Source organism: Actinophytocola sp., from assembly GCF_009379765.1.
GTDB lineage: Bacteria > Actinomycetota > Actinomycetes > Mycobacteriales > Pseudonocardiaceae > Actinophytocola.
The window spans coordinates 1-21862 of the sequence record NZ_WHTD01000100.1 but is presented as its reverse complement, the minus strand read 5'-3'; the positions used below and the strand labels follow the sequence as shown (position 1 = coordinate 21862).

Sequence of the window (21862 nt, the reverse complement as noted above, 5' to 3'; positions counted from 1 at the left end):
GAGGCGGCCTGGGCCGCCTCCCGGGTAAATCACTTCGAGTAGAACTCGACGATCAGCTGCTCCTGCACGGGCACGTCGATCTGTGCGCGCTCGGGCAGCTGGTGCACGAGGATCCGCATGGTGGTCTGCACGACCTGCAGCCAGCCGGGGATCGGCCGGTCGCCGAAGGACTCCTTGGCCGCGAGGAACGGCAGCGTGTTCAGCGACTTGGGCTTCACGTCGACGATGTCGAACTTCGACACCTGGAAGCTCGGGACGTTGACCCGCTTGCCGTTGACGACGAAGTGGCCGTGGCTGACCAGCTGCCGGGCCTGCCGGCGGGTGCGGGCCAGGCCCGCGCGGTACACCACGTTGTCCAGCCGGGACTCGAGCAGCTGCAGCAGCGCCTCACCGGTCTTGCCCTTGGTGCGCGCGGCCTGCTCGTAGTAGCGGCGGAACTGCCGCTCCAGCACGCCGTAGGTGTAGCGGGCCTTCTGCTTCTCCTGCAGCTGCAGGAGGTATTCGCTTTCCTTGATGCGGCCGCGGCCGTGCTGGCCCGGCGGGTACGGGCGACGCTCGAAGGCACGGTCGCCGCCGACGAGGTCGACCTTGAGACGACGCGACTTGCGGGTCGCGGGGCCGGTGTAACGAGCCATGGTTCTCTACTCCTCCCTTGCCCTAGACCCGGCGGCGCTTCGGCGGCCGGCAGCCGTTGTGCGGCTGCGGGGTGACGTCCTGGATGGTGCCGACCTCGAGACCGGCCGCCTGCAGCGACCGGATCGCGGTCTCCCGGCCGGAGCCGGGGCCCTTGACGAACACGTCGACCTTGCGCATGCCGTGCTCGGCGGCCTTGCGCGCGGCGTTCTCGGCGGCCATCTGCGCGGCGAACGGGGTCGACTTGCGGGAGCCCTTGAAGCCGACGTGGCCGCTGGACGCCCACGCGATCACGTTGCCGGTCGGGTCGGTGATCGACACGATCGTGTTGTTGAAGGTGCTCTTGATGTGCGCGTGGCCGTGCGAGATGTTCTTCTTTTCCTTGCGCCGGACCTTCTTGACGCCGGCGCCACTGCGTGACTTGGGTGGCATGTCTGTAGGTGTCTCCTGTTAACGCGAAGTCTGGGGAGTGGCGGCGGACTCTTCGTCCGCGCGGTGACCTTCCCGGATGCGCGTGCCGGCATCCAGGTAGAGGTCGCGGAGAGCCTGCGGGCGGGCGCTCTTGGGCGCCACCTGCATGGCCACGAACTGACGGTTGCGTCGCCTCTGGGTGACGACGGATACCACGCTGCCGCGACTCTTGGTCACTTCTTCCCAGCCTTCTTCTTGCCGGCGACCGTCTTCTTGGGGCCCTTGCGGGTGCGGGCGTTGGTCTTGGTCCGCTGCCCGCGGACGGGCAGACCGCGGCGCCACCGCAGGCCCTGGTAGCAGCCGATCTCGATCTTCCGGCGAATGTCGGCGTTAACCTCGCGACGGAGGTCACCCTCGACGCGGTAGTTGGCCTCGATGTGGTCACGAAGCTTGGACACGTCCTCGTCGGACAGGTCCTTGGCGCGCAGGTCCGGACTGATCCCGGTGGCGACCAGCAGCTCCTTGGAGCGGGTACGGCCGATGCCGTAGATGTAGGTCAGCGCGATCTCCATCCGCTTCTCGCGGGGGAGGTCGACGCCAGCAAGTCGTGCCATGTCTCCTCTTGTGTGTCACTCCCAGGTCTGCTCCCCAACCGTCCCGCGCCGAGTGGCGCGGGCCCCGGCCTGGTCCGGGGGTGAACCGAGCCCGAGTGGCTCGGCAGGTGTGGGGAGGGCATCTTTGTTGGTGCGTCTACCTGCTGGTGCTCGGCCCGCTCAGCCCTGGCGCTGCTTGTGGCGCAGGTTCTCGCAGATCACCATGACCCGACCGTGGCGGCGGATCACCTTGCACTTGTCGCAGATCTTCTTGACGCTCGGCTGGACCTTCACGTCTTGTGTTTCTCCTGATACGGCCGGCCGAGGCCGGTCACTTGTAGCGGTAGACGATTCGGCCGCGGGACAAATCGTAGGGCGACAGCTCCACGACCACCCGGTCCTCAGGCAGGATGCGGATGTAGTGCTGCCGCATCTTGCCGCTGATGTGCGCGAGGACCTTGTGTCCGTTCTCCAACTCGACACGGAACATCGCGTTGGGGAGCGGCTCGACCACACGGCCCTCGACCTCGATGGCCCCGTCCTTCTTGCCCATGTCCTCCGCGTTTCGTGCTCTACTGCATGGTCATACGCATACCGCCCTGCATGAACCCTCACGGGCGAAACGCATGACGGATACGGCGCAACAGGCTGCGCCACCGATCTAGTGTACGCGGACCACGCGACGAGGAAAAATCAGCCCCCGGTTACGAAGAAATGCCAGCCGAACCACCACCAGGTGAGCACCAGGAGCACGAGCGCCGGGCGGTTGTGCACGGTCGCGCCGAGCAGCTTGCGCACCGTCGGCGTGCTGGCGTTCTCCCGCCTGCCGAGCAGCTCCAGGACCACGAACGCGCCGCCGAGCAGGGCGAACACCGTCACGGTCAGCGCGTGCATCTCGGTGCCCTCAGCATCAGCCTCGCGAGGAGGACGCCCGCGGCCAGCCAGCCGACGACCATCGCGGCCCGGCCCGGCCCCTGGGCGAACAGGGGTTCGAGGACGGCGCTCAGCGTGGGGTGGTCCGGGTCGGCCGTGGCGGGGTCGCTCTGCTGGAGGAACGACGCCAGCTCCCAGAGGCAGACAGCCACCCCCACGGCGGCCCACGGCCACCACCGGCCCACATCGGTGCGCTCGGCGCCGCCACCTGTCCGCAGCGCCAGCAGGAGCATCGGCGGACCCGTCGCGGCCACCACCACCGCGACCGGCGCGGTGCCCGGTTGCCAGTTCGCGACCAGCCAGCCCGCGGGGACCGCCGCCAGCGCCGTGGCCGGCGGGAGGTCCGTAGCAGGTGGTGGGCTCGGTTCGGTCAGCTCCGCGATGGCGAGCGCGGTGGCGGTCGCCAGGAAGATGGCGCCGTCGACGGGGGCGCCCCGGCCGATGTGGAAGCAGCCGGCGATCACGATGATCAGGAAGGGCTTCGTCCGCCACCAGGGTCTGGTCGTGGCTTCTGGCTCCAGCACACGGCCATCTTGCCGCGGGGGACACTAGGGAGCGGTGAGGACCCAAGGACCGTCCTCGGTGACGGCCACCGTGTGCTCCCAGTGCGCGGCCCGCGAGCCGTCGACCGTGATGACCGTCCAGCCGTCGTCCAGCTCCAGGGTCTTCTCGCCGCCCAGGGTGAGCATCGGCTCGATCGCGATGGCCATCCCCACGCGCAGCCTCGGGCCCTTGCCCGGCTTGCCGTAGTTCGGCAGGAACGGCTCCATGTGCATGGCCCGGCCGATGCCGTGGCCGCCGTACTCCCGGATGATCCCGTACCTGCGTTGGTCGGACCGCTCCGACTCGTGCACCGCGGTCTCGACCGCGTGCGAGATGTCGGTGAGTCGGCCGTCCGCGCGGACGGCCTCGATACCGGCCAGCATGGCGGATCTCGTCGCCTCCGACAGAGCCTTGTCGGTGGGGCTCGGCTCGCCGACGGACACGGTGACCGCCGAGTCGCCGTGCCAGCCGTCCAGGATGGCGCCGCAGTCGACGGAGATGAGGTCGCCGTCGGCCAGGACCTGGGTCGGGCTCGGGATCCCGTGCACGATCTGCTGGTTCACCGAGGCGCAGATGCTCGCGGGGAAGCCGTGGTAGCCCTTGAAGCTCGGTACCGCCCCCGCGTCGCGGATGGTCTGCTCGGCGATCTCGTCGAGCTCCGCGGTGCTGACGCCGGCCCGGACCGCCTCGACCACGCCGGCCAGCGCGGCGGCCACCACCAAGCCGGCCGCACGCATCGCCTCCAGCTCAGCGGGCGCCTTGAGCTCGATCATCCGACCCCGCCACGACTGGATGGACAGCCGCAGCGAGTCGACCGGCCCACTGCGCGTCACGTCCGATCGCGGAGTGCGCTCAACACCCGGTTGGTGATCTCGTCGACCTCGCCGACGCCGTCGACCGTGACGAGGATGTCCCGGTAGTAGTCGAGCAGCGGCGCGGTCTCCGCGCGGTAGACCCGCTGCCGGTTGCGGATGACGTCCTCGTTGTCGTCCGCGCGCCCACGGGCCAGCAGGCGGCCGACGACGACCTCATCGTCGACCTGCAGCTGCACCACCGCGTCGAGCTTCTTGTCCGACTCGGCCAGCACCTTGCTGAGCACGTCGGCCTGGCCGACGTTGCGCGGGAAGCCGTCGAGCAGGAACCCGTCGACGGTGTCCGCGTCGTCGAGCCGCTCGACCAGCATCTGGTTGGTGATCTCGTCCGGCACGAGATGACCCTCGTCCAGGTACTTCTTCACCTTGCGGCCGAGCTCGGTCGCCGCGCCGATGTGCGCCCGGAACAGCTCGCCCGTGGAGATGTGCGGAATGTCCAGCCTGGCGCTCAGCGCGTCCGCCTGGGTGCCCTTGCCCGCGCCCGGCGGGCCGACGAGGACCATTCGCGTCACTTGAGGAACCCTTCGTAGTTGCGCTGCATGAGCTGGCTTTCGATCTGCTTGACGGTGTCAAGACCGACGCCAACCATGATCAGTACGGCGGTTCCACCGAAGGGGAAGTTCTGGTTCTGGCCGTCCCCGGTGATGTCCAGGAAGAAGTTCGGCAGCACGGCGATGATGCCGAGGTAGATCGACCCGGGCAGGGTGATCCTGCTCAGCACGAAGCTGAGGTACTCGGCGGTCGGCCGGCCCGGGCGGATGCCCGGGATGAAGCCGCCGTACTTCTTCATGTCGTCAGCACGCTCGTTCGGGTTGAACTGGATGCTGATGTAGAAGTACGTGAAGAAGATGATCAACGCGAAGTACGTCGCGATGTGCACCCAGTCCGACTGGCTGGTCAGGTGGTCCGCGACGAACCGGCTCCACCAGCTGTTGGTGTTGCCGGTGAGCCGGGTGACGAGGTCGGGCAGGTACAGCAGCGACGACGCGAAGATGATCGGGATGACGCCGGCCTGGTTGACCTTCATCGGGAGGTAGGTCGACGTACCGCCGTACATGCGGCGGCCGACCATGCGCTTGGCGTACTGCACCGGGATCCGGCGCTGGCCCTGCTCGAGGAACACGACGCCGACGATGATGAGCAGACCGAACACGCAGACGATGGCGAACACGAGGCCGCCCGCGTTCTGCAGGATGTTGCCGCCCTCGGCCGGGATGCGGGCCGCGATGTTGACGAACATCAGCAGCGACATGCCGTTGCCGATGCCGCGCTCGGTGATGAGCTCGCCGAACCACATGATCAGGGCGGTGCCGGCGGTCATCGTGACGACGATCATCGCCAGGTTGAACGTGGTGTTCTGCGGGATGATCGGGTCCTGGCACTCACCGAACAGCTGGCCGCGGTCGGCCATCGCCACGATGCCGGTGGCCTGCAGGATCGCGAGGCCGATGGTGAGGTAGCGGGTGTACTGGGTGAGCTTGGCCTGGCCGGCCTGGCCCTCCTTGTGCAGCTGCTCGAAGCGCGGGATGACCACACGCAGCAGCTGGATGATGATGCTCGCGGTGATGTACGGCATGATCCCCAGCGCGAACACCGACAGCTGCAACAGCGCACCGCCGCTGAACAGGTTCAGCAGCTGGTAGATGCTCTGGTCGTCGACCCCGTCGATACATTTCTGGATGTTGGGGTACGACACTCCTGGCGAAGGCAGCATCGCGCCGACCCGGTAGACCGCCACGATCAGGAGGGTGAACAGGATCTTGCGCCGTAGATCCGGCGTCTTGATCGCCGAGACGAAAGCGCCTAGCACGCAAGAACCTCCTCGGCGTCACCGGCGCCCACGCCGGTGATCGGCTTTGCCGGTTGGAAGACCGGCCGGAACTCAACTCTGGCCGCCGGAGCGCTGGCAAGCCAGAACCGCTTCGGGGGACACTCCACCCGAAGCGTGTCAACGACAATAACAGCATGGCCGGGCGCGCTTGCACCCCCTCGGCACAGCGGGATGACAGTACGCCGCCCGGCCCAGCCATGCGCCGTTCGGTCCAGGCCGAAGGACGGTAGTGCCGGAGCGTCCGGCACGGTGGGATGGCGGCATGCGTATCCACCGATCGGCGGCCGCCGTGCTGGTCGTCACCGTCGCCGCCGGCCTCGCCGCGGCCACTCCCGCCGCGGGCGAGCCGGCCGGCCGCGACGTGCGGATCACCGTCATGGAGACCTCCGACCTGCACGGCAACGCGCTGAACTGGGACTATTTCAAGAACTCCGAGTACGACGACAGCGCACACAACGACGTGGGGCTCGCCAAGGTCTCGACGCTGGTGAACCAGATCCGGGCCGACCGCGGCCGGGCGAACACCATGCTCGTGGACTCCGGCGACACCATCCAGGGCACGCCGCTCGACTACTACTACGCCAGGGTCGAGCCGGTCACCGAGACCGGCGAGACGCATCCGATGGCCAAGGCGATGAACGCCATCGGCTACGACGCGGTGACCCTCGGGAACCACGAGTTCAACTACGGCCTGCCGATGCTCGCGACCTGGGTCAGGCAGATGAAGGCCCCGGTGCTCGGCGCGAACGCGGTCGACGCGCGGACCGGGCTGCCCGCGTACCTGCCGTTCGTGCTGAAGACCATGAAGGTCAAGGGCAAGCGGCCGGTGAAGGTCGGCGTGCTCGGGCTCACGAACCCGGGCATCGCGATCTGGGACAAGGCCAACGTCGAGGGCAAGCTGCGGTTCACCGACCTGGTGGAGTCGGCACGCTTCTGGGTTCCGGTGATGCGGCTGCTCGGCGCGGACGTGGTGATGGTGACCGCGCACGCGGGCGACAACGGGATGTCGTCCTACCAAGGCGACATCCCGGTGGAGAACGCGTCGGCGATGGTGGCCGAGGAGGTGCCGGGGATCGACGCGGTGCTGTTCGGGCACGCGCACAACGACGTGCCGGAGAGGTTCGTCACCAACAAGGCGACCGGCCGGCAGGTGCTGCTGACCGAGCCGGGCCGGTGGGGCCAGCGACTGTCCGTTGTGGACTTCACACTGACCGAGTCGCGCGGCCGCTGGAAGGTGGCGGACAAGTCGTCGACGACGCTGAACACCAACACCGTGCCGGACGACCCGAAGATCACCGCGCTGCTGGCCGACCAGCACACCGCGACCGTGGACTACGTGAACCAGCCGGTGGCGCGGTCGACCGAGGAGCTGTCGGCGGCGACCTCGAGGTACGCGGACACGGCGATCCTCGACTACATCCAGCAGGTGCAGACCGAGACCGTGTCCGCCGCCCTCGCGGGGACCCCGCAGGCCGACCTGCCGGTGCTGTCGATCGCGGCGCCGTTCTCGCGGACCGCGGTGTTCCCGGAGGGCGAGGTGTCGGTGCGCGACATCGCGGGCCTCTACATCTACGACAACACGCTCGAGGCGGTCACGCTGACCGGCGCGCGGGTGAAGGACTACCTGGAGTACTCGGCGAAGTACTTCAACCAGACACCGGTCGGCGCGCCGGTCGACCCGGAGACGCTGACCAACGCGGGCGGGGAGCCGGACTACAACTACGACGTGCTGTCCGGGGTGACCTACGACGTGGACATCTCCAAGCCGGTCGGGTCGCGGATCGTCGGGCTGGCCCACGACGGCGCCGCGGTCACGCCGGGCCAGGAGTTCGTGGTGGCGGTCAACAACTACCGCCGCTCGGGTGGTGGCGGGTTCCCGCACATCAGCGAGGTTCCGGTGGTCTACAACGCGCAGGTGGAGATCCGCCAGGCGCTGATCGACCACGCCGCGGCCGCGGGGACCATCGACCCGGCGACGTTCTTCGTGCCGAACTGGCGGCTGGTGCGGGAGGGCGAGCCGGTCTTCTGACCGCTACTGCCGGTCCGCGGCACCCGCCTGCTCCGGGCCGGCCGGCGCACCCGAACCAGGCGCCGCGGTCGGCTCGGCCGGCGGAGCCGGCTGGGTCGTAGGGCTCGGCTCGGCCGCTGGGCTCGGGTCGGCGGGTTGGCTCGGCGGGCTCGGGGTGGTCGGTGGCACGGGCGGCGCCGGTCGTGGGTACCCGGGTGGCGGTGGGGTGACCGGGCGCGGGTTCGGGTAGCTCATGGTGCTCGGTGGCGGCGCGGTGGCGTCGGCGATCGGGGCCATCGGCGGGGGCGTGAACGGGGCGTGCGGCCGTTGCTGCGCCACGGGCGGCGGCGCCTGGCCGGGAAGCGCCACGGGGATCGGGAAGCCGTGCCGGGGGGTCGACATGTCGGCCTGGTACGGGCTCACCTGGTACCCGACCGGCACGGTGCGGCGGCGGGGCCGCAGGAGGGCCAGCACGGCGGCCGCGATGGCCAGGGCGACCGCCACGAGCAGGAACCACAGACCCGGGCCGAGGGACTGCTCGACGGTGACGCCGTCGGTCGTGATGCCGACCGGCCGGAAGCTGCCCGCGAAGCTGGCGAGCTCCATGCCGACCGCCCAGACCACACCCGCGAGGAACGCCGTTCCGGCGACCGTGACCACGGCCGCGCCGCGGGTGGTGCCCGGCGTCGCCGCGGCGCTGGCGGCCAGCGCGGACATCGAGGCCGCGCCGAACAGCAGGACGGCGGCGAACACCAACGGGTAGCCGGAGGTGGGCACGGCGCCGAACGGGTCACCCCCCTCGACATCGAAACCCCAGCTCGTGACCGACAGCGAGAGCTGGGTCTCCCCGTCGATCTTGAGCTCGCCGGTGAAGAGGTCGAGGAACGACCCGACCATCCCCCCGACGGCCGCGAGCAACGCGCAACCGGCCGCGGCGAGCCGGAGCCGGGACGCCGAGCGCGCCGCCGGCACCGACGGCAGGTCCAACCCAGACATGGCCCCCGTTGTGTACATACCCGAAGCCTGACACGCGAACCGGCCGGCAGGAAGATCGTTCACGGGAATGCCGGCAGGTACAGGCCGCGAACGCGGCTCGGCCCCCGGTGCCGAGGCATCCGGGGGCCGAGTCGGGTTGTCCCGCGGTACTACAGCTTCGTGACGCTGCCGCCGGCCGCGGCCAGCTTCTCCTCTGCGCTCTTGGAGAAGGCGTGCGCGGTGACGTCGAGCTTGACGCCCTCCAGGTCGCCGTTGCCGAGGACCTTCACGAGCTGGTTCTTGCGAACCAGACCCGCGGCGACGAGCTCCTCGACGCCGACCGTGCCGCCGTCGGCGAACAGGCGGGCGATGTCGCCCACGTTCACCGGCTGGTGCTCGGTACGGAAGCGGTTCTTGAAGCCACGCAGCTTGGGCAGCCGCATGTGGATCGGCATCTGGCCACCTTCGAAGCGCGCCGGCACGTTCTTGCGTGCCTTGGTGCCCTTCGTACCGCGGCCGGCGGTCTTGCCGCCCTTGCCACCCTCACCGCGGCCGACGCGGCGCTTCTCCGTCTTCGCCCCGGGTGCGGGGCGCAGGTGATGGATCTTGATGGCCATGCTCACTCCTCGCTGGCGCTCGTCGGTCGCACGGCCGGTGGCGCTGTGTTGACTGATGAGCTCGCAAGCTCGCTCATGCGTCGTCGACCTCCTCGACGGTCACCAGGTGGCGGACCGTGTGGATCAGGCCGCGGACCTCCGGGGTGTCCTCCCGGACGGTGGACTGGCGGATCTTCCGCAGGCCCAGCGTCCGCAGCGACTCACGGTGGTTGCGCTTGGTGCCGATGATGCTCTTCACCTGGGTGACCTTGAGCTGTGCCATGGCGTCACACCCCCTGACCGGCGACCCGTGCCCGCAGCATGCCGGCCGGGGCCACGTCCTCCAGCGGCAGGCCGCGACGAGCCGCGACCTCCTCCGGACGCTGCAGGCCCTTCAGCGCCGCCACGGTGGCGTGCACGATGTTGATCGCGTTGTCACTACCGAGCGACTTGGACAGCACGTCGTGCACGCCCGCGCACTCCAGCACGGCACGCACCGGGCCACCGGCGATGACACCGGTACCGGCGCTGGCCGGCTTCAGGAGCACGACACCGGCGGCACGCTCACCCTGGATCGGGTGCGGGATGGTGCCGCCGATCCGCGGGACCTTGAAGAAGCTCTTCTTCGCCTCCTCCACGCCCTTGGCGATCGCGGCCGGCACCTCCTTCGCCTTGCCGTAGCCGACACCGACCATGCCGTCGCCGTCGCCCACCACGACCAGCGCGGTGAAGCTGAACCGGCGACCACCCTTCACGACCTTGGCGACCCGGTTGATGGCCACCACGCGCTCGATGTGCGGGGTCTTGTCCTGGGCCGCTCCGCCACGGCCCCCGTCGCGACGGTCCCTGCGGTCACGACGGTCACCGCGGTCGCGGTCCCCGCCCTGGCCACCCTGCTGGCCGCCGCCGAATTGCCGTGAACGTCCCGGCATCAGGCGATCCTTCCCGTCTTGTGCGTGTTCATCAGAACTCCAGCCCGCCTTCGCGAGCGGCGTCGGCGAGCGCCGCGATCCGGCCGTGGTAGTCGTTGCCACCGCGGTCGAACACGACCTTGCTCACGCCCGCGTTCTTCGCCCTGGCGGCCATCAGCTCGCCGACCTTGGCCGCGCGCGCCTTCTTGTCGCCGTCCATCGCCCGCACGTCCGCCTCGAGGGTGGACGCCGACACGATGGTGTGCCCGGCCAGGTCGTCGACCAGCTGGACGACCATGTGCCGCGCCGACTTGGTGACGGCGAGACGCGGACGCTCCGGCGTGCCGCCGACCTTGCGGCGGACCCGGAAGTGCCGGCGCGCCTTGGAGACCCGGCGCCGGGTCGAGATGTCCCTGCCGACGGGCTTCCGCTTGGTGGGCGAGACCTGCTTGTCAGGGTCGACCTTGGTTGCAGTCGCTTCGCTCATGATCACTTACCCGTCTTTCCGACCTTGCGGCGGATCTTCTCGCCCGCGTAACGCACGCCCTTGCCCTTGTACGGGTCGGGCTTGCGCAGCTTGCGGATGTTGGCCGCTACCTCGCCGACCCGCTGCTTGTCGATCCCCTGAACGGAGAACCTGGTGGGGCCCTCGACCACGAAGGTGATGCCCTCCGGCGGCGTGACCTTGACCGGGTGGCTGTAGCCCAGCGAGAACTCCAGGTCCGAACCCTTGAGCAGGACGCGGTAGCCGACGCCGTGGATCTCGAGCTTCTTCTCGTAGCCGTCGGTGACCCCGACGACCAGGTTGTTGACCAGCGACCGGGTGAGGCCGTGCAGCGCACGGCTGCGGCGCTCGTCGTCCGGGCGCTTCACCGCGAGCGTGCCGTCCTCGTCACGCTCCACGGTGATCGGCTCGGCGATCATGTGCGCGAGCGTCCCCTTGGGACCCTTCACACTGATCTGCTGGCCGTCGATGGAGACGTCCACTCCGGACGGAACGGGGACCGGCAGCTTTCCGATGCGAGACATGTTCCTACTCCCCTCTCGTCACCAGACGAAGGCGAGGACTTCCCCGCCCACTCGCTGCTTGTTGGCCTGCCGGTCGGTCAGCAGCCCGGAGGACGTGGAGATGATCGCCACGCCCAGGCCGCCGAGAACCTTGGGCAGTCCGTCCGACTTGGCGTACACCCGCAGGCCGGGCTTGGACACCCGGCGCAGACCGGCGATGCTGCGCTCGCGGTTCGGGCCGTACTTCAGGGAGACGACGAGGTTCTTGCCCTTCTCCCCGTCCTCGCTCCGGTAGCCGGCGATGTAGCCCTCGCGCTGCAGGATCTCGGAGATGTTCGCCTTGATCTTGGAGTGCGGGAGGACGACCTCGTCGTGGTACGCCGAGTTCGCGTTGCGCAGACGCGTCAGGAAGTCTGCGATCGGGTCGGTCATCGTCATGGTGACCTGTCAACCTTTCTCGCCATGGTTCCCACGAGGGGCCTGTGGCGATTTGCTTTACCAGCTGGACTTGGACACGCCGGGCAGCTCGCCGCGGTGGGCCATCTCGCGAAGGCACACCCGGCAGAGGCCGAACTTGCGGAACACGGCACGCGGGCGGCCGCACCGCTGGCACCGGGTGTACCCGCGGACCTTGAACTTGGGCTTCTGCGCGGCCTTGTGGACCAGAGCTTTCTTGGCCATTGGCTCAGTTCTCCCTGAACGGGAAGCCCAGGCGCCGCAGCAGCGCTCGGCCCTCCGCGTCGTTGATCGCGGTGGTGACCACGGTGATGTCCATCCCCCGCTGACGGTCGATGGAGTCCGGGTTGATCTCGTGGAACATCGACTGCTCGTTGAGACCGAAGGTGTAGTTGCCGTTGCCGTCGAACTGCTTGGGCGACAGGCCCCGGAAGTCGCGGATACGCGGCAGCGCGATGGTCAGCAGCCGGTCCAGGAACTCCCACATCCGGTCCCCGCGCAGGGTCGTCTTCGCGCCGATCGGCATGCCCTCGCGCAGCTTGAACTGCGCGATGGACTTGCGGGCCTTGCGGATCTCCGGCCGCTGGCCGGTGATCAGCGACAGGTCCTTGACCGCGCCCTCGATGAGCTTGCCGTCCCGCGCCGCGTCGCCGACGCCCATGTTCACCACGACCTTGACGACGCGGGGAACCTGCATGACGTTGGCGTAGGAGAACTCCTCCTGCAGCCCGGCCGTGATCTCCTCGCGGTACCGGGTCTTGAGGCGGGGAGTGATCTTCTCTTCCGACGACCTGCTTGCAGGGTCGAGCTTCTGCACAGTAGTCATGATCAGACCTCCTTCGCCTTTCCGTCCTTGTCCTTGCCGTTCGGGCCGCGGACGACGCGGACCTTGCGGCCCTCGTCGTTGACCTCGTAGCCCACCCGGACGGCGTGCCCGTCGACCACCAGCATCACGTTGCTCACGTGGATGGCGGCCTCCTGGGTGACGATGCCGCCGGTCTGCGCACCACGCTGGGTCTGGCTGATCCGGGTGTGCTTCTTGATCCGGTTCACGCCCTCGACGAGCACCTTCTGGGTGGTCGGGTAGGACTGGATGACCTTGCCCTTGGCGCCCTTGTCCTTGCCCGCGATGACGACGACCGTGTCGCCCTTCTTGATTTTCATCGCCCCTCCTCGCTGGCGCTCGTCGGATCAATGAAAATCAATTGATTGCCGTGTCCAACGATTCGCACGCTTCGCTCGCTCATGAGTCAGAGCACCTCCGGAGCCAGCGAGATGATCTTCATGAACTTCTTGTCGCGCAGCTCGCGACCGACCGGTCCGAAGATGCGGGTCCCGCGCGGCTCGTTGTCCGGCTTGATCAGCACGGCGGCGTTCTCGTCGAAGCGGATGTAGGAGCCGTCCGGCCGCCGCTTCTCCTTGGTGGTGCGGACGATGACCGCCTTGACGATGTCGCCCTTCTTCACCCCGGCGCCCGGCATCGCATCCTTGACCGTGGCGACGATGATGTCGCCGATGCCCGCGTAGCGCCGCGCCGAACCGCCGAGCACGCGGATGCAGAGGATCTCCTTCGCACCCGTGTTGTCGGCGACGCGCAGCCGCGATTCCTGCTGGATCACTTTGCCCTCTCCAAGATCTCCACCAGCCGCCAGCGCTTGGTCGCCGACAGCGGACGGGTCTCCATCAGGAGCACGCGATCACCGACACCGGCGGAGTTCTCCTCGTCGTGCGCCTTGACCTTGGTCGTGGACCGGAGCACCTTGCTGTAACGCGGGTGCTTCTTGCGGTCCTCAAGCGAGACCACGATCGTCTTGTTCATCTTGTCCGACACGACGAGGCCCTCCCGGACCTTGCGCCGGCCGCGCGCCTGCTGCGGCGCGTCGACAGTCTCATTCGTCTCGCTCATGCCGCACCTTCGCAGTTATTCATCGCGATCTTGCGCGCCGCCGCCATCGCGCCGGCAGGGCTCTGCTCGCTCATATGTGCTCCGTTGCTGGCCGCAGCCCTGCCACCGCGATGGCGGGCCTTCGGCCGGGGCGCGCTCACTGGTCGCCCAAATCGCCGCGCCGTCATCCGGCTACCGCCTCCTCGTCGGGAGAAACCTCGTCCGGCGACACCGACAGGCCCAGCTCACGCTCACGCATGACGGTGTAGATCCTGGCGATGTCGTGCCGGACCGTGCGGAGCCGGCGGTTGTTGTCCATCTGCCCGGTGGCCATCTGGAAGCGAAGGTTGAACAGCTCTTCCTTCGACTCCCGCAGACGCAGCACCAGCTCCTCGTCGTTGAGCTCGCGCAGCTCGGATGCCTGAGTACCCGCGGCCATCAGAAGTCACCACCCTCACGCGTGACGATGCGGCACTTCATCGGAAGCTTGTGGATCGCGCGGGTCAGTGCCTCGCGCGCCACAGTCTCGTTCGGGAAGCTCAGCTCGAACATGACCCGACCCGGCTTCACGTTGGCGATCCAGTGCTCCGGCGAACCCTTGCCGGAACCCATGCGGGTCTCGGCGGGCTTCTTGGTGAGCGGCCGGTCCGGGAAGATGTTGATCCACACCTTGCCGCCACGACGGATGTGCCGGTTGATGGCGATACGAGCGGACTCGATCTGCCGGTTGGTCACGTAGGCCGACGTGAGCGCCTGGATACCGAAGTCACCGAAGGTGACCCTGGTGCCGCCCTTGGCAGCCCCGCCCCGCTTGGGGTGGTGCTGCTTGCGGTGCCTGACCTTGCGTGGGACGAGCACTGCTCAGCCCTCCCCGTTGCTCGCGCTGCCGGTCCCGTTCACCGACGGGGTCTCCGGCGCGACTGTGTCTGCCGCTGCCGCGGCCTCGGCCTGCGAGGCCGCGCTGGTGGCGTTGGCCTCCGCGGCGGCGCGGGCCGCTTCGGTGCTGGTCGCCGTGGTGCCCGAGGCACCCGAGCGGCGAGCCCTGGTGGGGCGCTCCCGGCGCGGCGCACGCTCCTGCGGCGCCTGCGAGCGGGCGTCGGCCTCACGCCGGCCGCCGACCACGTCACCCTTGTAGATCCACACCTTCACGCCGATCCGGCCGAACGTGGTGCGGGCCTCGAAGAAGCCGTAGTCGATGTCGGCACGCAGCGTGTGCAGCGGCACCCGACCCTCGCGGTAGTGCTCGGAGCGGGACATCTCGGCGCCGCCGAGACGGCCACCGCACTGCACCCGGATGCCCTTGACCTGTGGGCTGCGCATGGCCGACTGGATGGCCTTGCGCATCGCCCGGCGGAAGGACACGCGGTTGGACAGCTGCTCGGCGGTCACCTGGGCGACCAGCTGGGCGTCCGCCTCGGGGTTCTTGACCTCGAGGATGTTCAGCTGCACCTGCTTGCCGGAGAGCTTCTCGAGCTCGCCCCGGATACGGTCGGCCTCGGCACCCCGGCGGCCGATCACGATGCCCGGACGGGCGGTGTGGATGTCGACGCGGACCCGGTCGCGGGTGCGCTCGATCTCCACCTTCGAGATCCCGGCGCGCTCCATGCCCTTCGAGAGCAGGCGACGGATCTTGACGTCCTCGGCCACGTATTCCGCGTACTGCTTGTCGGCATACCAGCGGGACTTCCAGTCAGTGGTGATCCCGAGCCGGAAGCCGTGCGGGTTGATCTTCTGACCCACTAGCTGGCACTCCTCTTCGCGCTGGACTTGCGACCGGCCTTGGACTTTCCGGCAGTCGCCTTCTTCACCGGCTCCGGCTTCGGCCGCGACTCCACCTCGACGGTGATGTGGCTGGTCCGCTTCCGGATCCGGTAGGCACGGCCCTGAGCCCGCGGGCGGAACCGCTTGAGGGTCGGACCCTCGTCCACGTATGCCTGGGTGACCCAGAGCGTCTCCGGGTCGAGGTCCAGGTTGTTCTCGGCGTTGGCCACCGCGCTCGCCAGGACCTTGGCCACCGGCTCGCTCGCCGCCTGGGGGGCGTACCGGAGCACGGCCAGGGCCTCCTCGGCGCTGCGGTCCTTGATGAGCTCGACCACGCGGCGCACCTTCATCGGCGTGGCGCGGACGTAGCGAGCCCGAGCCACCGCGCGCGGGAGTTCTTCCTCCAGCGCGAGGGCGTCGTTACGGGCGTTCATCGCTTTATCCCCTTATCTAGCGCCTACGCGCCTTGCGGTCGTCCTTCACGTGGCCCCTGAAGGTGCGGGTGGGGGCGAACTCGCCCAGCTTGTGCCCGACCATCGACTCCGAGACGAAGACCGGAACGTGCTTGCGGCCGTCGTGCACCGCGATCGTGTGGCCCAGCATGTCCGGGATGATCGTGGACCGGCGGGACCAGGTCTTGATCACGGTCTTCTTGCCGGACTCGTTGAGCGCGTCCACCTTCTTGAGCAGGTGGTCGTCGACGAACGGGCCCTTCTTCAAACTCCTAGGCATCTCTCAACTCCCTCCTACTCAGTCTTCCTGCGACTCTGCGCGCACCGCAGCCACGCCGGCAGGACCGTCCACACGATCAGCCATCTTCCGTTCCACATCGCCCTGCCACCGTGACAGCGGGCCTTCGGCCAAGGCGCGCTCAGTGGTCACCTCGAGTGCCGCAACGAGACTCACGTTTCCACTCCCTCAGCGCTTCTTACCGATCCGGCGACGACGGACGATCATCGCGTCGCTCGGCTTGCCCTTGTGGCGGGTACGGCCCTCCGGCTTGCCGGCGGGGTTCACCGGGTGCCGGCCACCGGAGGTCTTGCCCTCACCGCCACCGTGCGGGTGGTCCACCGGGTTCATGGCGACACCACGGACGGTCGGGCGCTTGCCCTTCCACCGCATGCGGCCCGCCTTGCCCCAGTTGATGTTGCCGTGCTCGGAGTTGCCGACCTCGCCGACCGTGGCGCGGCAGCGCACGTCCACGTTGCGGATCTCGCCGGAGGGCATCCGCAGCTGGGCGAACCGGCCCTCCTTGGCCACCAGCTGCACGCGCGCGCCTGCCGAGCGGGCGATCTTGGCGCCACCACCCGGCCGCAGCTCGATCGCGTGGATCACGGTGCCGACCGGGATGTTGCGCATCGGCAGGGAGTTGCCCGGCTTGATGTCCGCGCTCGGCCCGTTCTCGATCCGGTCGCCCTGACGCAGCTTGTCCGGCGCGATGATGTAGCGCTTCTCGCCGTCCGCGTAGTGCAGCAGCGCGATGCGCGCGCTCCGGTTCGGGTCGTACTCGATGTGCGCGACCTTGGCCGGCACACCGTCCTTGTCGTGCCGGCGGAAGTCGATCAGCCGGTACGCACGCTTGTGGCCGCCACCCTTGTGTCGCGTGGTGATCTTGCCGTGCACGTTGCGGCCGCCACGGCCGTGCAGTGGGCGGACCAGCGACTTCTCCGGCGTCGACCGGGTGATCTCGGCGAAGTCGGAGACACTGGACCCACGACGCCCCGGCGTCGTCGGCTTGTACTTGCGAATGCCCATCTCTACGCAGTCCCTTGGATCTCTACTCGCCGGCTCAGGCCGGGCCGCCGATGATCTCGATTCGCTTGCTCTCCGGGGAGAGGGTCACGATCGCTCGCTTGGTGTCCTTGCGCTTGCCGTACCCGGTGCGGGTGCGCTTGCGCTTGCCCCGCCGGTTCAGCGTGTTCACGCTCACGACCTGGACGCCGAACACCTTCTCGACCGCGATCTTGATCTGGGTCTTGTTGGCGCCTGGCGCGACGACGAACGTGTACTTGTTCTCCTCGAGCAGCCCGTAGGACTTCTCGGAGATCACCGGCGCGAGCAGCACATCGCGGTGGTCGGGGATCACTTGTCGCCCTCCTCAGACTTCCGCTGCGACGGCGGCAGCTGGAAGCCGGCCTTCTCGGCATCCTCGGCGCTGGCGAACCAGACCTCGGCCTCCGTGCGGTTGTAGAACGAGGTGCCCGGCAGGTGGTAGAGCTTCGAACTCTCGTTGCCCTTCACCGGGAAACCCGCAGGCGCCGAGCCGTCCGCCAGCGCGGCGTGGCTGCCGGCGCCGTAGGGCGCCTCGTCGGCCACGACCTCGCTCGAACGGGCGGTCGCCTTCGCGGCGCGACCCCTTGCCGGGCCGGCCAGGAACGCGTCCAGGGCGCTCTTGGTGAACACCACGTCGTCGTTGACGAGCACGTCGTAGGTGTTGAGCTGGTCCGGGGCGATCACGTGGACGTTCGGCAGGTTGCGCACCGAGCGCCAGTTGGTCTCGTCGGCGCGGGCCAGCACCACCAGCAGGTGGCGGGCCTCGCTGACCGAGGCCAGGACCTCGCGGGCGGTCTTGGTGGACGGCGTGTCGCCGTCGACCAGACCGGTGACCACGTGCACCTGGCCGGCGCGGGCCCGGTCGGAGAGGGCGCCACGCAGGGCGGCGGCCTTCATCTTCTTCGGGGTCCGCTGGTCGTAGTCCCGGGGCGTGGGGCCGTGCACGATGCCGCCGCCGGCGAACTGCGGGGCACGGGTCGAGCCCTGCCGGGCGCGGCCGGTGCCCTTCTGCCGGTAGGGCTTCTTGCCACCGCCGCGGACCTCGCCGCGGGTCTTGGTGGAGTGCGTGCCCTGGCGGGCCGCGGCCTGCTGGCCGACGACCACCTGGTGCATCAGGGCGATGTTGGCCTGCACGTCGAAGATCTCGGCGGGCAGCTCGACCGTGCCGTCGGTCTTGCCGGCCGGGGTCTTGATCTCGATGCTCGTCACTTCGCATCACCCTTCGCGGCGGTCTTGAGGAACACCACGCCGCCCTTGGGGCCGGGCACGGCGCCCTTGACCAGGATCAGACCCTCCTCGGCGTCCACCCGGTGGACGGTGAGGTTCTGGGTGGTGATCCGGACGTGGCCCATCCGGCCGGCCATCCGCAGGCCCTTGAACACGCGGCCCGGGGTGGCGCAGCCGCCGATGGAGCCGGGCGAGCGGTGCTTGCGCTGGGTGCCGTGCGAGGCGGACAGGCCCTTGAAGCCGTGCCGCTTCATGACACCCGCGGTGCCCTTGCCCTTGCTGGTGCCGGTGGCGTCGACCACGGTGCCGGCCTCGAACACCTCGGCGGTGATCTCCTGGCCGAGCTCGTAGGTGTCGGCGTCGGTGGTGCGCAGCTCGGCGAGGAAGCGGCGCGGGGTCACGCCGGCTTTCTCGAAGTGCCCCGTGCGCGGCTTGTTGACCTTGCGGGGGTCGATGGCACCGAACGCCAGCTGCACCGCGATGTACCCGTCAGTGTCCTGGGTACGGATCTGGGTGACCACGTTCGGGCCGGCCTTCACGACGGTCACCGGGACGATCCGGTTGTTCTCGTCGAAGACCTGGGTCATCCCGAGCTTGGTGCCCAGGATCCCTTTCATCTGCCGCTCAGACATTGGTCGATCCTTTTTCTCCCGACGTCCATTCGTGTCGAGCTGCGTTGAGGGAGTCGCTCGAGCAGCCGCTCATCCCGACTCCGTCGGGAGCTTCGCTCCGTAGCGCATCGGCTCCGCCGATATACATGAGTGGGGCCTCACTGAATGTTGACGTCGACGCTGGCCGGGAGATCGATGCGCATGAGAGCGTCGACCGTCTTCGGCGTCGGGTCGAGGATGTCGATCAGACGCTTGTGCGTGCGCATCTCGAAGTGCTCGCGCGAGTCCTTGTACTTGTGCGGCGAGCGGATGACGCAGTACACGTTCTTCTCTGTGGGCAGCGGCACCGGCCCGACGACCCGAGCGCCCGTGCGGGTAACCGTCTCCACGATCTTGCGCGCGGACGCGTCGATCGCCTCGTGGTCGTAGGCCTTGAGCCGGATGCGGATCTTCTGTCCCGCCATGGTGGCTTGCCGTCCTTGTCTCAATACTCGTGCCGCTCCGGTCCACGCGGTCGGGTGTGTCGCGCCCTTCGCACAGACCGGCCCCTCAGACATTTGCCTTTCGGGGGTGGTCATGATGGCCCGCCAGCGGCTTCAACCACTGCGAACCCGCCCGCGCATGGACAACCCGAAGACCGTCCTCGACGAGCAACCTGTCAAGGATGCCACACGCGTGTGCCGGCACCCAAACCGGGGGGCCCCACGTGCTTGACCTGGGGCCCCGTGGCCCGAAACTACTTGATGATCTTGGTGACCCGGCCGGCGCCGACGGTCCGGCCACCCTCACGGATGGCGAACCGCAGACCTTCGTCCATCGCGATCGGCTGGATGAGGTTGACCGTCATCGCGGTGCTGTCGCCCGGCATGACCATCTCGGTGCCGTCGGGCAGGGTGACCACACCGGTCACGTCCGTCGTCCGGAAGTAGAACTGCGGACGGTAGTTGTTGAAGAACGGCGTGTGCCGGCCGCCCTCGTCCTTGCTCAGGATGACGACCTGCGCCTCGAACTCGGTGTGCGGCGTGGTGGTGCCGGGCTTCACGACGACCTGGCCGCGCTCGACGTCCTCGCGCTTGGTGCCGCGCAGGAGCAGGCCCACGTTCTCACCCGCACGCGCGTCGACGAGAATCTTGCGGAACATCTCGACGCTGGTGACGGTGGTCTTCTGGGCCTTCTCCTTGATGCCGACGATCTCGACCTCTTCCATCGGCTTGAGCACGCCACGCTCGACGCGCCCGGTGACGACGGTGCCACGGCCGGAGATGGTGAAGACGTCCTCGACCGGCATGAGAACGGCTTCTCGATCTCGCGCAGCGGCTCGGGGATGTTCTCGTCCACCGCGTCGAGCAGCTCGATGACCTTGCTGCCCCACTCGGCGTCGCCCTCGAGCGCCTTCAGCGCGGAGACCCGCACGACCGGCAGGTCGTCGCCGGGGAACTCGTACTCGGTGAGCAGCTCGCGCACCTCGAGCTCGACCAGCTCCAGGATCTCCTCGTCGTCCACCATGTCGGCCTTGTTCAGGGCCACCACGATGTAGGGCACACCGACCTGGCGGGCCAGGAGCACGTGCTCCTTGGTCTGCGGCATCGGACCGTCGGTCGCGGCGACCACGAGGATCGCGCCGTCCATCTGGGCGGCACCGGTGATCATGTTCTTGATGTAGTCCGCGTGACCCGGGCAGTCCACGTGCGCGTAGTGCCGCTTCTCGGTCTCGTACTCGATGTGTGCGATCGAGATCGTGATACCGCGCTGCTTCTCCTCCGGCGCCTTGTCGATCTCGTCGAACGGCGTGAAGGGATTCAGGTCCGGGTACTTGTCGTGCAGAACCTTGGAGATGGCCGCGGTCAGCGTGGTCTTCCCATGGTCGATGTGACCGATGGTCCCGATGTTGACGTGCGGCTTGGTCCGCTGGAACTTCGCCTTCGCCACTTCTCTCGTCCTCCTGGACTTGTATCTCTCCGCCGTCTTGGTTAGGACGACAGCTAAATGGGGTCAGTTGTGCGGAACCATAGAGGGCGCTACCCACGCAGCCCGCACCGGATGCAACTACTCGCCGGTTGCCTTGGCGATATCAGGCTCGGCTCAGGGCTCGCTCCGCTCCTCGCTCGCTAGCGCTCACTGCGATGCTCACTCACCCGTCGCCTTCGCGATGATCTCCTTCGCGACGTTCTGGGGAACCTCCGCGTAGGAGTCGAACTGCATGGAGTAGTTCGCCCGGCCCTGGGTCTTCGACCGCAGATCGCCGACGTATCCGAACATCTCCGACAGCGGCACCAACGCCTTGACGACGCGGGAGCCACTGCGCTCCTCCATGGCCTGGATGTGGCCACGGCGAGAGTTCAGGTCACCGATGACGTCGCCCATGTACGTCTCGGGCGTGGTCACCTCGACCGCCATCATCGGCTCGAGGAGCACCGGGCTCGCCTGCCGCGCGGCTTCCTTGAGCGCCATGGAGCCGGCGACCTTGAACGCCATCTCGGACGAGTCGACCTCGTGGTAGGCACCGTCGAGAAGGGTGAGCTTGAGCCCGACCAGGGGGTAACCCGCCAGCACGCCGTACTGCATGGCGTCCTGGGCGCCGGCATCCACCGACGGGATGTACTCCCGCGGGACCCGACCACCGGTGACCTTGTTCTCGAACTCGTACAGCGCGCCGTCCGTGGTGGCCAGCGGCTCGAGCCTGATGACCACCTTGGCGAACTGGCCCGACCCACCCGTCTGCTTCTTGTGGGTGTAGTCGTACTTGTCCATCGTGCGGCGGATCGTCTCGCGGTAGGCCACCTGCGGCTTGCCGATGTTGGCCTCGACCTTGAACTCGCGACGCATGCGGTCGAC

General features: G+C 68.4%; 32 protein-coding genes and 3 pseudogenes. 1 reads left to right on the top strand and 34 read right to left on the bottom strand.

The window, feature by feature from the left end; translation table 11 throughout:
• Positions 1 to 29: 29 nt before the first annotated feature.
• The 10 genes from rpsD to secY all read right to left on the bottom strand — a co-directional run bounded on the left by rpsD (position 30) and on the right by secY (position 5795).
• Positions 30 to 635, bottom strand: a complete 606-nt coding sequence (gene rpsD / locus GEV28_RS26920; RefSeq protein WP_291415015.1) for a 30S ribosomal protein S4 — start codon at positions 633 to 635, stop codon at positions 30 to 32.
• A 22-nt stretch (positions 636 to 657) separates the two neighbouring features.
• A complete protein-coding gene (gene rpsK, locus GEV28_RS26915; protein ID WP_291415014.1) occupies positions 658 to 1065 on the bottom strand; it encodes a 30S ribosomal protein S11 in 408 nt (135 codons plus the stop codon).
• A 212-nt stretch (positions 1066 to 1277) separates the two neighbouring features.
• Positions 1278 to 1658 (bottom strand): 30S ribosomal protein S13, encoded by a 381-nt coding sequence (rpsM, locus tag GEV28_RS26910; protein WP_291415013.1) that lies wholly within the window; start codon positions 1656 to 1658, stop codon positions 1278 to 1280.
• Positions 1659 to 1817: 159 nt separating this feature from the next.
• Positions 1818 to 1931, bottom strand: a complete 114-nt coding sequence (gene rpmJ, locus GEV28_RS26905) for a 50S ribosomal protein L36 (RefSeq protein WP_010148647.1) — start codon at positions 1929 to 1931, stop codon at positions 1818 to 1820.
• Between the two features lie 37 nt (positions 1932 to 1968).
• Positions 1969 to 2190, bottom strand: coding sequence for a translation initiation factor IF-1 (infA, locus tag GEV28_RS26900; RefSeq protein WP_005166804.1), 222 nt, complete (start codon positions 2188 to 2190; stop codon positions 1969 to 1971).
• Positions 2191 to 2330: 140 nt separating this feature from the next.
• Entirely contained in the window at positions 2331 to 2531 is a 201-nt protein-coding gene (locus tag GEV28_RS26895) for a DUF6186 family protein (protein ID WP_291415012.1), read from the bottom strand.
• On the bottom strand, positions 2519 to 3094 hold the full coding sequence (locus GEV28_RS26890; RefSeq protein ID WP_291415011.1) for a hypothetical protein: 576 nt from the start codon (positions 3092 to 3094) through the stop codon (positions 2519 to 2521). The genes GEV28_RS26895 and GEV28_RS26890 overlap by 13 nt, the downstream gene beginning before the upstream one ends.
• A gap of 24 nt (positions 3095 to 3118) precedes the next feature.
• Positions 3119 to 3886, bottom strand: coding sequence for a type I methionyl aminopeptidase (gene map / locus GEV28_RS26885; RefSeq protein ID WP_291415020.1), 768 nt, complete (start codon positions 3884 to 3886; stop codon positions 3119 to 3121).
• Between the two features lie 56 nt (positions 3887 to 3942).
• Positions 3943 to 4497, bottom strand: coding sequence for an adenylate kinase (locus GEV28_RS26880; protein ID WP_291415010.1), 555 nt, complete (start codon positions 4495 to 4497; stop codon positions 3943 to 3945).
• Entirely contained in the window at positions 4494 to 5795 is a 1302-nt protein-coding gene (gene secY / locus GEV28_RS26875) for a preprotein translocase subunit SecY (RefSeq protein ID WP_291415009.1), read from the bottom strand. Before secY ends, GEV28_RS26880 begins: the two co-directional genes overlap by 4 nt.
• 283 nt (positions 5796 to 6078) lie before the next feature.
• On the opposite strand from secY, the gene GEV28_RS26870 reads away from it, so the two are divergent.
• Positions 6079 to 7845, top strand: coding sequence for a 5'-nucleotidase C-terminal domain-containing protein (locus GEV28_RS26870; RefSeq protein WP_291415008.1), 1767 nt, complete (start codon positions 6079 to 6081; stop codon positions 7843 to 7845).
• A 3-nt stretch (positions 7846 to 7848) separates the two neighbouring features.
• Here the strand turns inward: GEV28_RS26870 and GEV28_RS26865 are convergent, their stop codons facing one another.
• From GEV28_RS26865 to fusA, 24 genes and pseudogenes are all read right to left on the bottom strand, one after another.
• Positions 7849 to 8820, bottom strand: coding sequence for a hypothetical protein (locus GEV28_RS26865; RefSeq protein WP_291415007.1), 972 nt, complete (start codon positions 8818 to 8820; stop codon positions 7849 to 7851).
• 149 nt (positions 8821 to 8969) lie between these two features.
• A complete protein-coding gene (rplO, locus tag GEV28_RS26860; protein WP_291415006.1) occupies positions 8970 to 9416 on the bottom strand; it encodes a 50S ribosomal protein L15 in 447 nt (148 codons plus the stop codon).
• A gap of 73 nt (positions 9417 to 9489) precedes the next feature.
• Positions 9490 to 9678, bottom strand: a complete 189-nt coding sequence (gene rpmD, locus GEV28_RS26855) for a 50S ribosomal protein L30 (protein WP_291415005.1) — start codon at positions 9676 to 9678, stop codon at positions 9490 to 9492.
• Positions 9679 to 9682: 4 nt separating this feature from the next.
• Positions 9683 to 10327 (bottom strand): 30S ribosomal protein S5, encoded by a 645-nt coding sequence (rpsE, locus tag GEV28_RS26850; RefSeq protein ID WP_291415004.1) that lies wholly within the window; start codon positions 10325 to 10327, stop codon positions 9683 to 9685.
• A 31-nt stretch (positions 10328 to 10358) separates the two neighbouring features.
• On the bottom strand, positions 10359 to 10793 hold the full coding sequence (gene rplR, locus GEV28_RS26845; RefSeq protein WP_291415003.1) for a 50S ribosomal protein L18: 435 nt from the start codon (positions 10791 to 10793) through the stop codon (positions 10359 to 10361).
• A gap of 2 nt (positions 10794 to 10795) precedes the next feature.
• Positions 10796 to 11335 (bottom strand): 50S ribosomal protein L6, encoded by a 540-nt coding sequence (gene rplF / locus GEV28_RS26840; RefSeq protein ID WP_291415002.1) that lies wholly within the window; start codon positions 11333 to 11335, stop codon positions 10796 to 10798.
• Between the two features lie 18 nt (positions 11336 to 11353).
• Complete coding sequence (rpsH, locus tag GEV28_RS26835; RefSeq protein WP_291415001.1) at positions 11354 to 11752, bottom strand: 30S ribosomal protein S8; 399 nt, start codon at positions 11750 to 11752, stop codon at positions 11354 to 11356.
• Positions 11753 to 11809: 57 nt separating this feature from the next.
• Positions 11810 to 11995, bottom strand: a complete 186-nt coding sequence (locus GEV28_RS26830; protein WP_075133135.1) for a type Z 30S ribosomal protein S14 — start codon at positions 11993 to 11995, stop codon at positions 11810 to 11812.
• A 4-nt stretch (positions 11996 to 11999) separates the two neighbouring features.
• Positions 12000 to 12596, bottom strand: coding sequence for a 50S ribosomal protein L5 (rplE, locus tag GEV28_RS26825; protein WP_291415000.1), 597 nt, complete (start codon positions 12594 to 12596; stop codon positions 12000 to 12002).
• 2 nt (positions 12597 to 12598) lie between these two features.
• Positions 12599 to 12934 carry a 50S ribosomal protein L24 gene (rplX, locus tag GEV28_RS26820; protein WP_291414999.1) on the bottom strand — a complete coding sequence of 112 codons (336 nt, stop codon included), beginning with the start codon at positions 12932 to 12934 and terminating at the stop codon, positions 12599 to 12601.
• A gap of 86 nt (positions 12935 to 13020) precedes the next feature.
• Positions 13021 to 13389 (bottom strand): 50S ribosomal protein L14, encoded by a 369-nt coding sequence (rplN, locus tag GEV28_RS26815; protein ID WP_291414998.1) that lies wholly within the window; start codon positions 13387 to 13389, stop codon positions 13021 to 13023.
• Complete coding sequence (gene rpsQ / locus GEV28_RS26810) at positions 13386 to 13676, bottom strand: 30S ribosomal protein S17 (RefSeq protein ID WP_291414997.1); 291 nt, start codon at positions 13674 to 13676, stop codon at positions 13386 to 13388. Before rpsQ ends, rplN begins: the two co-directional genes overlap by 4 nt.
• A gap of 163 nt (positions 13677 to 13839) precedes the next feature.
• Positions 13840 to 14094 (bottom strand): 50S ribosomal protein L29, encoded by a 255-nt coding sequence (gene rpmC / locus GEV28_RS26805; protein WP_291414996.1) that lies wholly within the window; start codon positions 14092 to 14094, stop codon positions 13840 to 13842.
• Positions 14094 to 14513 (bottom strand): 50S ribosomal protein L16, encoded by a 420-nt coding sequence (rplP, locus tag GEV28_RS26800; protein ID WP_291414995.1) that lies wholly within the window; start codon positions 14511 to 14513, stop codon positions 14094 to 14096. The genes rpmC and rplP overlap by 1 nt, the downstream gene beginning before the upstream one ends.
• A 3-nt stretch (positions 14514 to 14516) precedes the next feature.
• Positions 14517 to 15395 (bottom strand): 30S ribosomal protein S3, encoded by an 879-nt coding sequence (gene rpsC, locus GEV28_RS26795; protein ID WP_291414994.1) that lies wholly within the window; start codon positions 15393 to 15395, stop codon positions 14517 to 14519.
• The gene (rplV, locus tag GEV28_RS26790; protein WP_291414993.1) at positions 15395 to 15850 is read right to left on the bottom strand and encodes a 50S ribosomal protein L22; all 456 of its coding nucleotides are present in this window, start codon (positions 15848 to 15850) and stop codon (positions 15395 to 15397) included. Before rplV ends, rpsC begins: the two co-directional genes overlap by 1 nt.
• A gap of 16 nt (positions 15851 to 15866) precedes the next feature.
• A complete protein-coding gene (rpsS, locus tag GEV28_RS26785; protein WP_291414992.1) occupies positions 15867 to 16148 on the bottom strand; it encodes a 30S ribosomal protein S19 in 282 nt (93 codons plus the stop codon).
• Between the two features lie 186 nt (positions 16149 to 16334).
• A complete protein-coding gene (rplB, locus tag GEV28_RS26780) occupies positions 16335 to 17171 on the bottom strand; it encodes a 50S ribosomal protein L2 (RefSeq protein WP_291414991.1) in 837 nt (278 codons plus the stop codon).
• 34 nt (positions 17172 to 17205) lie between these two features.
• Positions 17206 to 17502, bottom strand: a complete 297-nt coding sequence (rplW, locus tag GEV28_RS26775; RefSeq protein WP_291414990.1) for a 50S ribosomal protein L23 — start codon at positions 17500 to 17502, stop codon at positions 17206 to 17208.
• Positions 17503 to 17732: 230 nt separating this feature from the next.
• Positions 17733 to 18398, bottom strand: a pseudogene (gene rplD / locus GEV28_RS26770) (50S ribosomal protein L4); the annotation flags it as partial.
• Positions 18395 to 19048 carry a 50S ribosomal protein L3 gene (gene rplC, locus GEV28_RS26765; protein ID WP_291414989.1) on the bottom strand — a complete coding sequence of 218 codons (654 nt, stop codon included), beginning with the start codon at positions 19046 to 19048 and terminating at the stop codon, positions 18395 to 18397. The gene rplC and the pseudogene rplD, both read right to left, overlap by 4 nt.
• Before the next feature lie 137 nt (positions 19049 to 19185).
• The gene (gene rpsJ, locus GEV28_RS26760; protein ID WP_003938093.1) at positions 19186 to 19491 is read right to left on the bottom strand and encodes a 30S ribosomal protein S10; all 306 of its coding nucleotides are present in this window, start codon (positions 19489 to 19491) and stop codon (positions 19186 to 19188) included.
• Positions 19492 to 19763: 272 nt separating this feature from the next.
• Positions 19764 to 20956, bottom strand: a pseudogene (tuf, locus tag GEV28_RS26755) (elongation factor Tu).
• A 198-nt stretch (positions 20957 to 21154) separates the two neighbouring features.
• Positions 21155 to 21862, bottom strand: a pseudogene (gene fusA, locus GEV28_RS26750) (elongation factor G); the annotation flags it as partial.

What these genes read in the sequence shown, in the direction of transcription:
- rpsD (WP_291415015.1), bottom strand. Translation starts at nt 635, where the DNA reads ATGGCTCGTTACACCGGCCCCGCGACCCGCAAGTCGCGTCGTCTCAAG.
- rpsK (WP_291415014.1), bottom strand. Translation starts at nt 1,065, where the DNA reads ATGCCACCCAAGTCACGCAGTGGCGCCGGCGTCAAGAAGGTCCGGCGC.
- rpsM (WP_291415013.1), bottom strand. Translation starts at nt 1,658, where the DNA reads ATGGCACGACTTGCTGGCGTCGACCTCCCCCGCGAGAAGCGGATGGAG.
- infA (WP_005166804.1), bottom strand. Translation starts at nt 2,190, where the DNA reads ATGGGCAAGAAGGACGGGGCCATCGAGGTCGAGGGCCGTGTGGTCGAG.
- GEV28_RS26895 (WP_291415012.1), bottom strand. Translation starts at nt 2,531, where the DNA reads ATGCACGCGCTGACCGTGACGGTGTTCGCCCTGCTCGGCGGCGCGTTC.
- map (WP_291415020.1), bottom strand. Translation starts at nt 3,886, where the DNA reads ATGATCGAGCTCAAGGCGCCCGCTGAGCTGGAGGCGATGCGTGCGGCC.
- GEV28_RS26870 (WP_291415008.1), top strand. Translation starts at nt 6,079, where the DNA reads ATGCGTATCCACCGATCGGCGGCCGCCGTGCTGGTCGTCACCGTCGCC.
- GEV28_RS26865 (WP_291415007.1), bottom strand. Translation starts at nt 8,820, where the DNA reads ATGTCTGGGTTGGACCTGCCGTCGGTGCCGGCGGCGCGCTCGGCGTCC.
- rplO (WP_291415006.1), bottom strand. Translation starts at nt 9,416, where the DNA reads ATGGCCATCAAGATCCATCACCTGCGCCCCGCACCCGGGGCGAAGACG.
- rpmD (WP_291415005.1), bottom strand. Translation starts at nt 9,678, where the DNA reads ATGGCACAGCTCAAGGTCACCCAGGTGAAGAGCATCATCGGCACCAAG.
- rpsE (WP_291415004.1), bottom strand. Translation starts at nt 10,327, where the DNA reads ATGCCGGGACGTTCACGGCAATTCGGCGGCGGCCAGCAGGGTGGCCAG.
- rplR (WP_291415003.1), bottom strand. Translation starts at nt 10,793, where the DNA reads ATGAGCGAAGCGACTGCAACCAAGGTCGACCCTGACAAGCAGGTCTCG.
- rplF (WP_291415002.1), bottom strand. Translation starts at nt 11,335, where the DNA reads ATGTCTCGCATCGGAAAGCTGCCGGTCCCCGTTCCGTCCGGAGTGGAC.
- rpsH (WP_291415001.1), bottom strand. Translation starts at nt 11,752, where the DNA reads ATGACGATGACCGACCCGATCGCAGACTTCCTGACGCGTCTGCGCAAC.
- GEV28_RS26830 (WP_075133135.1), bottom strand. Translation starts at nt 11,995, where the DNA reads ATGGCCAAGAAAGCTCTGGTCCACAAGGCCGCGCAGAAGCCCAAGTTC.
- rplE (WP_291415000.1), bottom strand. Translation starts at nt 12,596, where the DNA reads ATGACTACTGTGCAGAAGCTCGACCCTGCAAGCAGGTCGTCGGAAGAG.
- rplX (WP_291414999.1), bottom strand. Translation starts at nt 12,934, where the DNA reads ATGAAAATCAAGAAGGGCGACACGGTCGTCGTCATCGCGGGCAAGGAC.
- rpsQ (WP_291414997.1), bottom strand. Translation starts at nt 13,676, where the DNA reads ATGAGCGAGACGAATGAGACTGTCGACGCGCCGCAGCAGGCGCGCGGC.
- rpmC (WP_291414996.1), bottom strand. Translation starts at nt 14,094, where the DNA reads ATGGCCGCGGGTACTCAGGCATCCGAGCTGCGCGAGCTCAACGACGAG.
- rplV (WP_291414993.1), bottom strand. Translation starts at nt 15,850, where the DNA reads ATGAACGCCCGTAACGACGCCCTCGCGCTGGAGGAAGAACTCCCGCGC.
- rpsS (WP_291414992.1), bottom strand. Translation starts at nt 16,148, where the DNA reads ATGCCTAGGAGTTTGAAGAAGGGCCCGTTCGTCGACGACCACCTGCTC.
- rplB (WP_291414991.1), bottom strand. Translation starts at nt 17,171, where the DNA reads ATGGGCATTCGCAAGTACAAGCCGACGACGCCGGGGCGTCGTGGGTCC.
- rplC (WP_291414989.1), bottom strand. Translation starts at nt 19,048, where the DNA reads ATGTCTGAGCGGCAGATGAAAGGGATCCTGGGCACCAAGCTCGGGATG.
- rpsJ (WP_003938093.1), bottom strand. Translation starts at nt 19,491, where the DNA reads ATGGCGGGACAGAAGATCCGCATCCGGCTCAAGGCCTACGACCACGAG.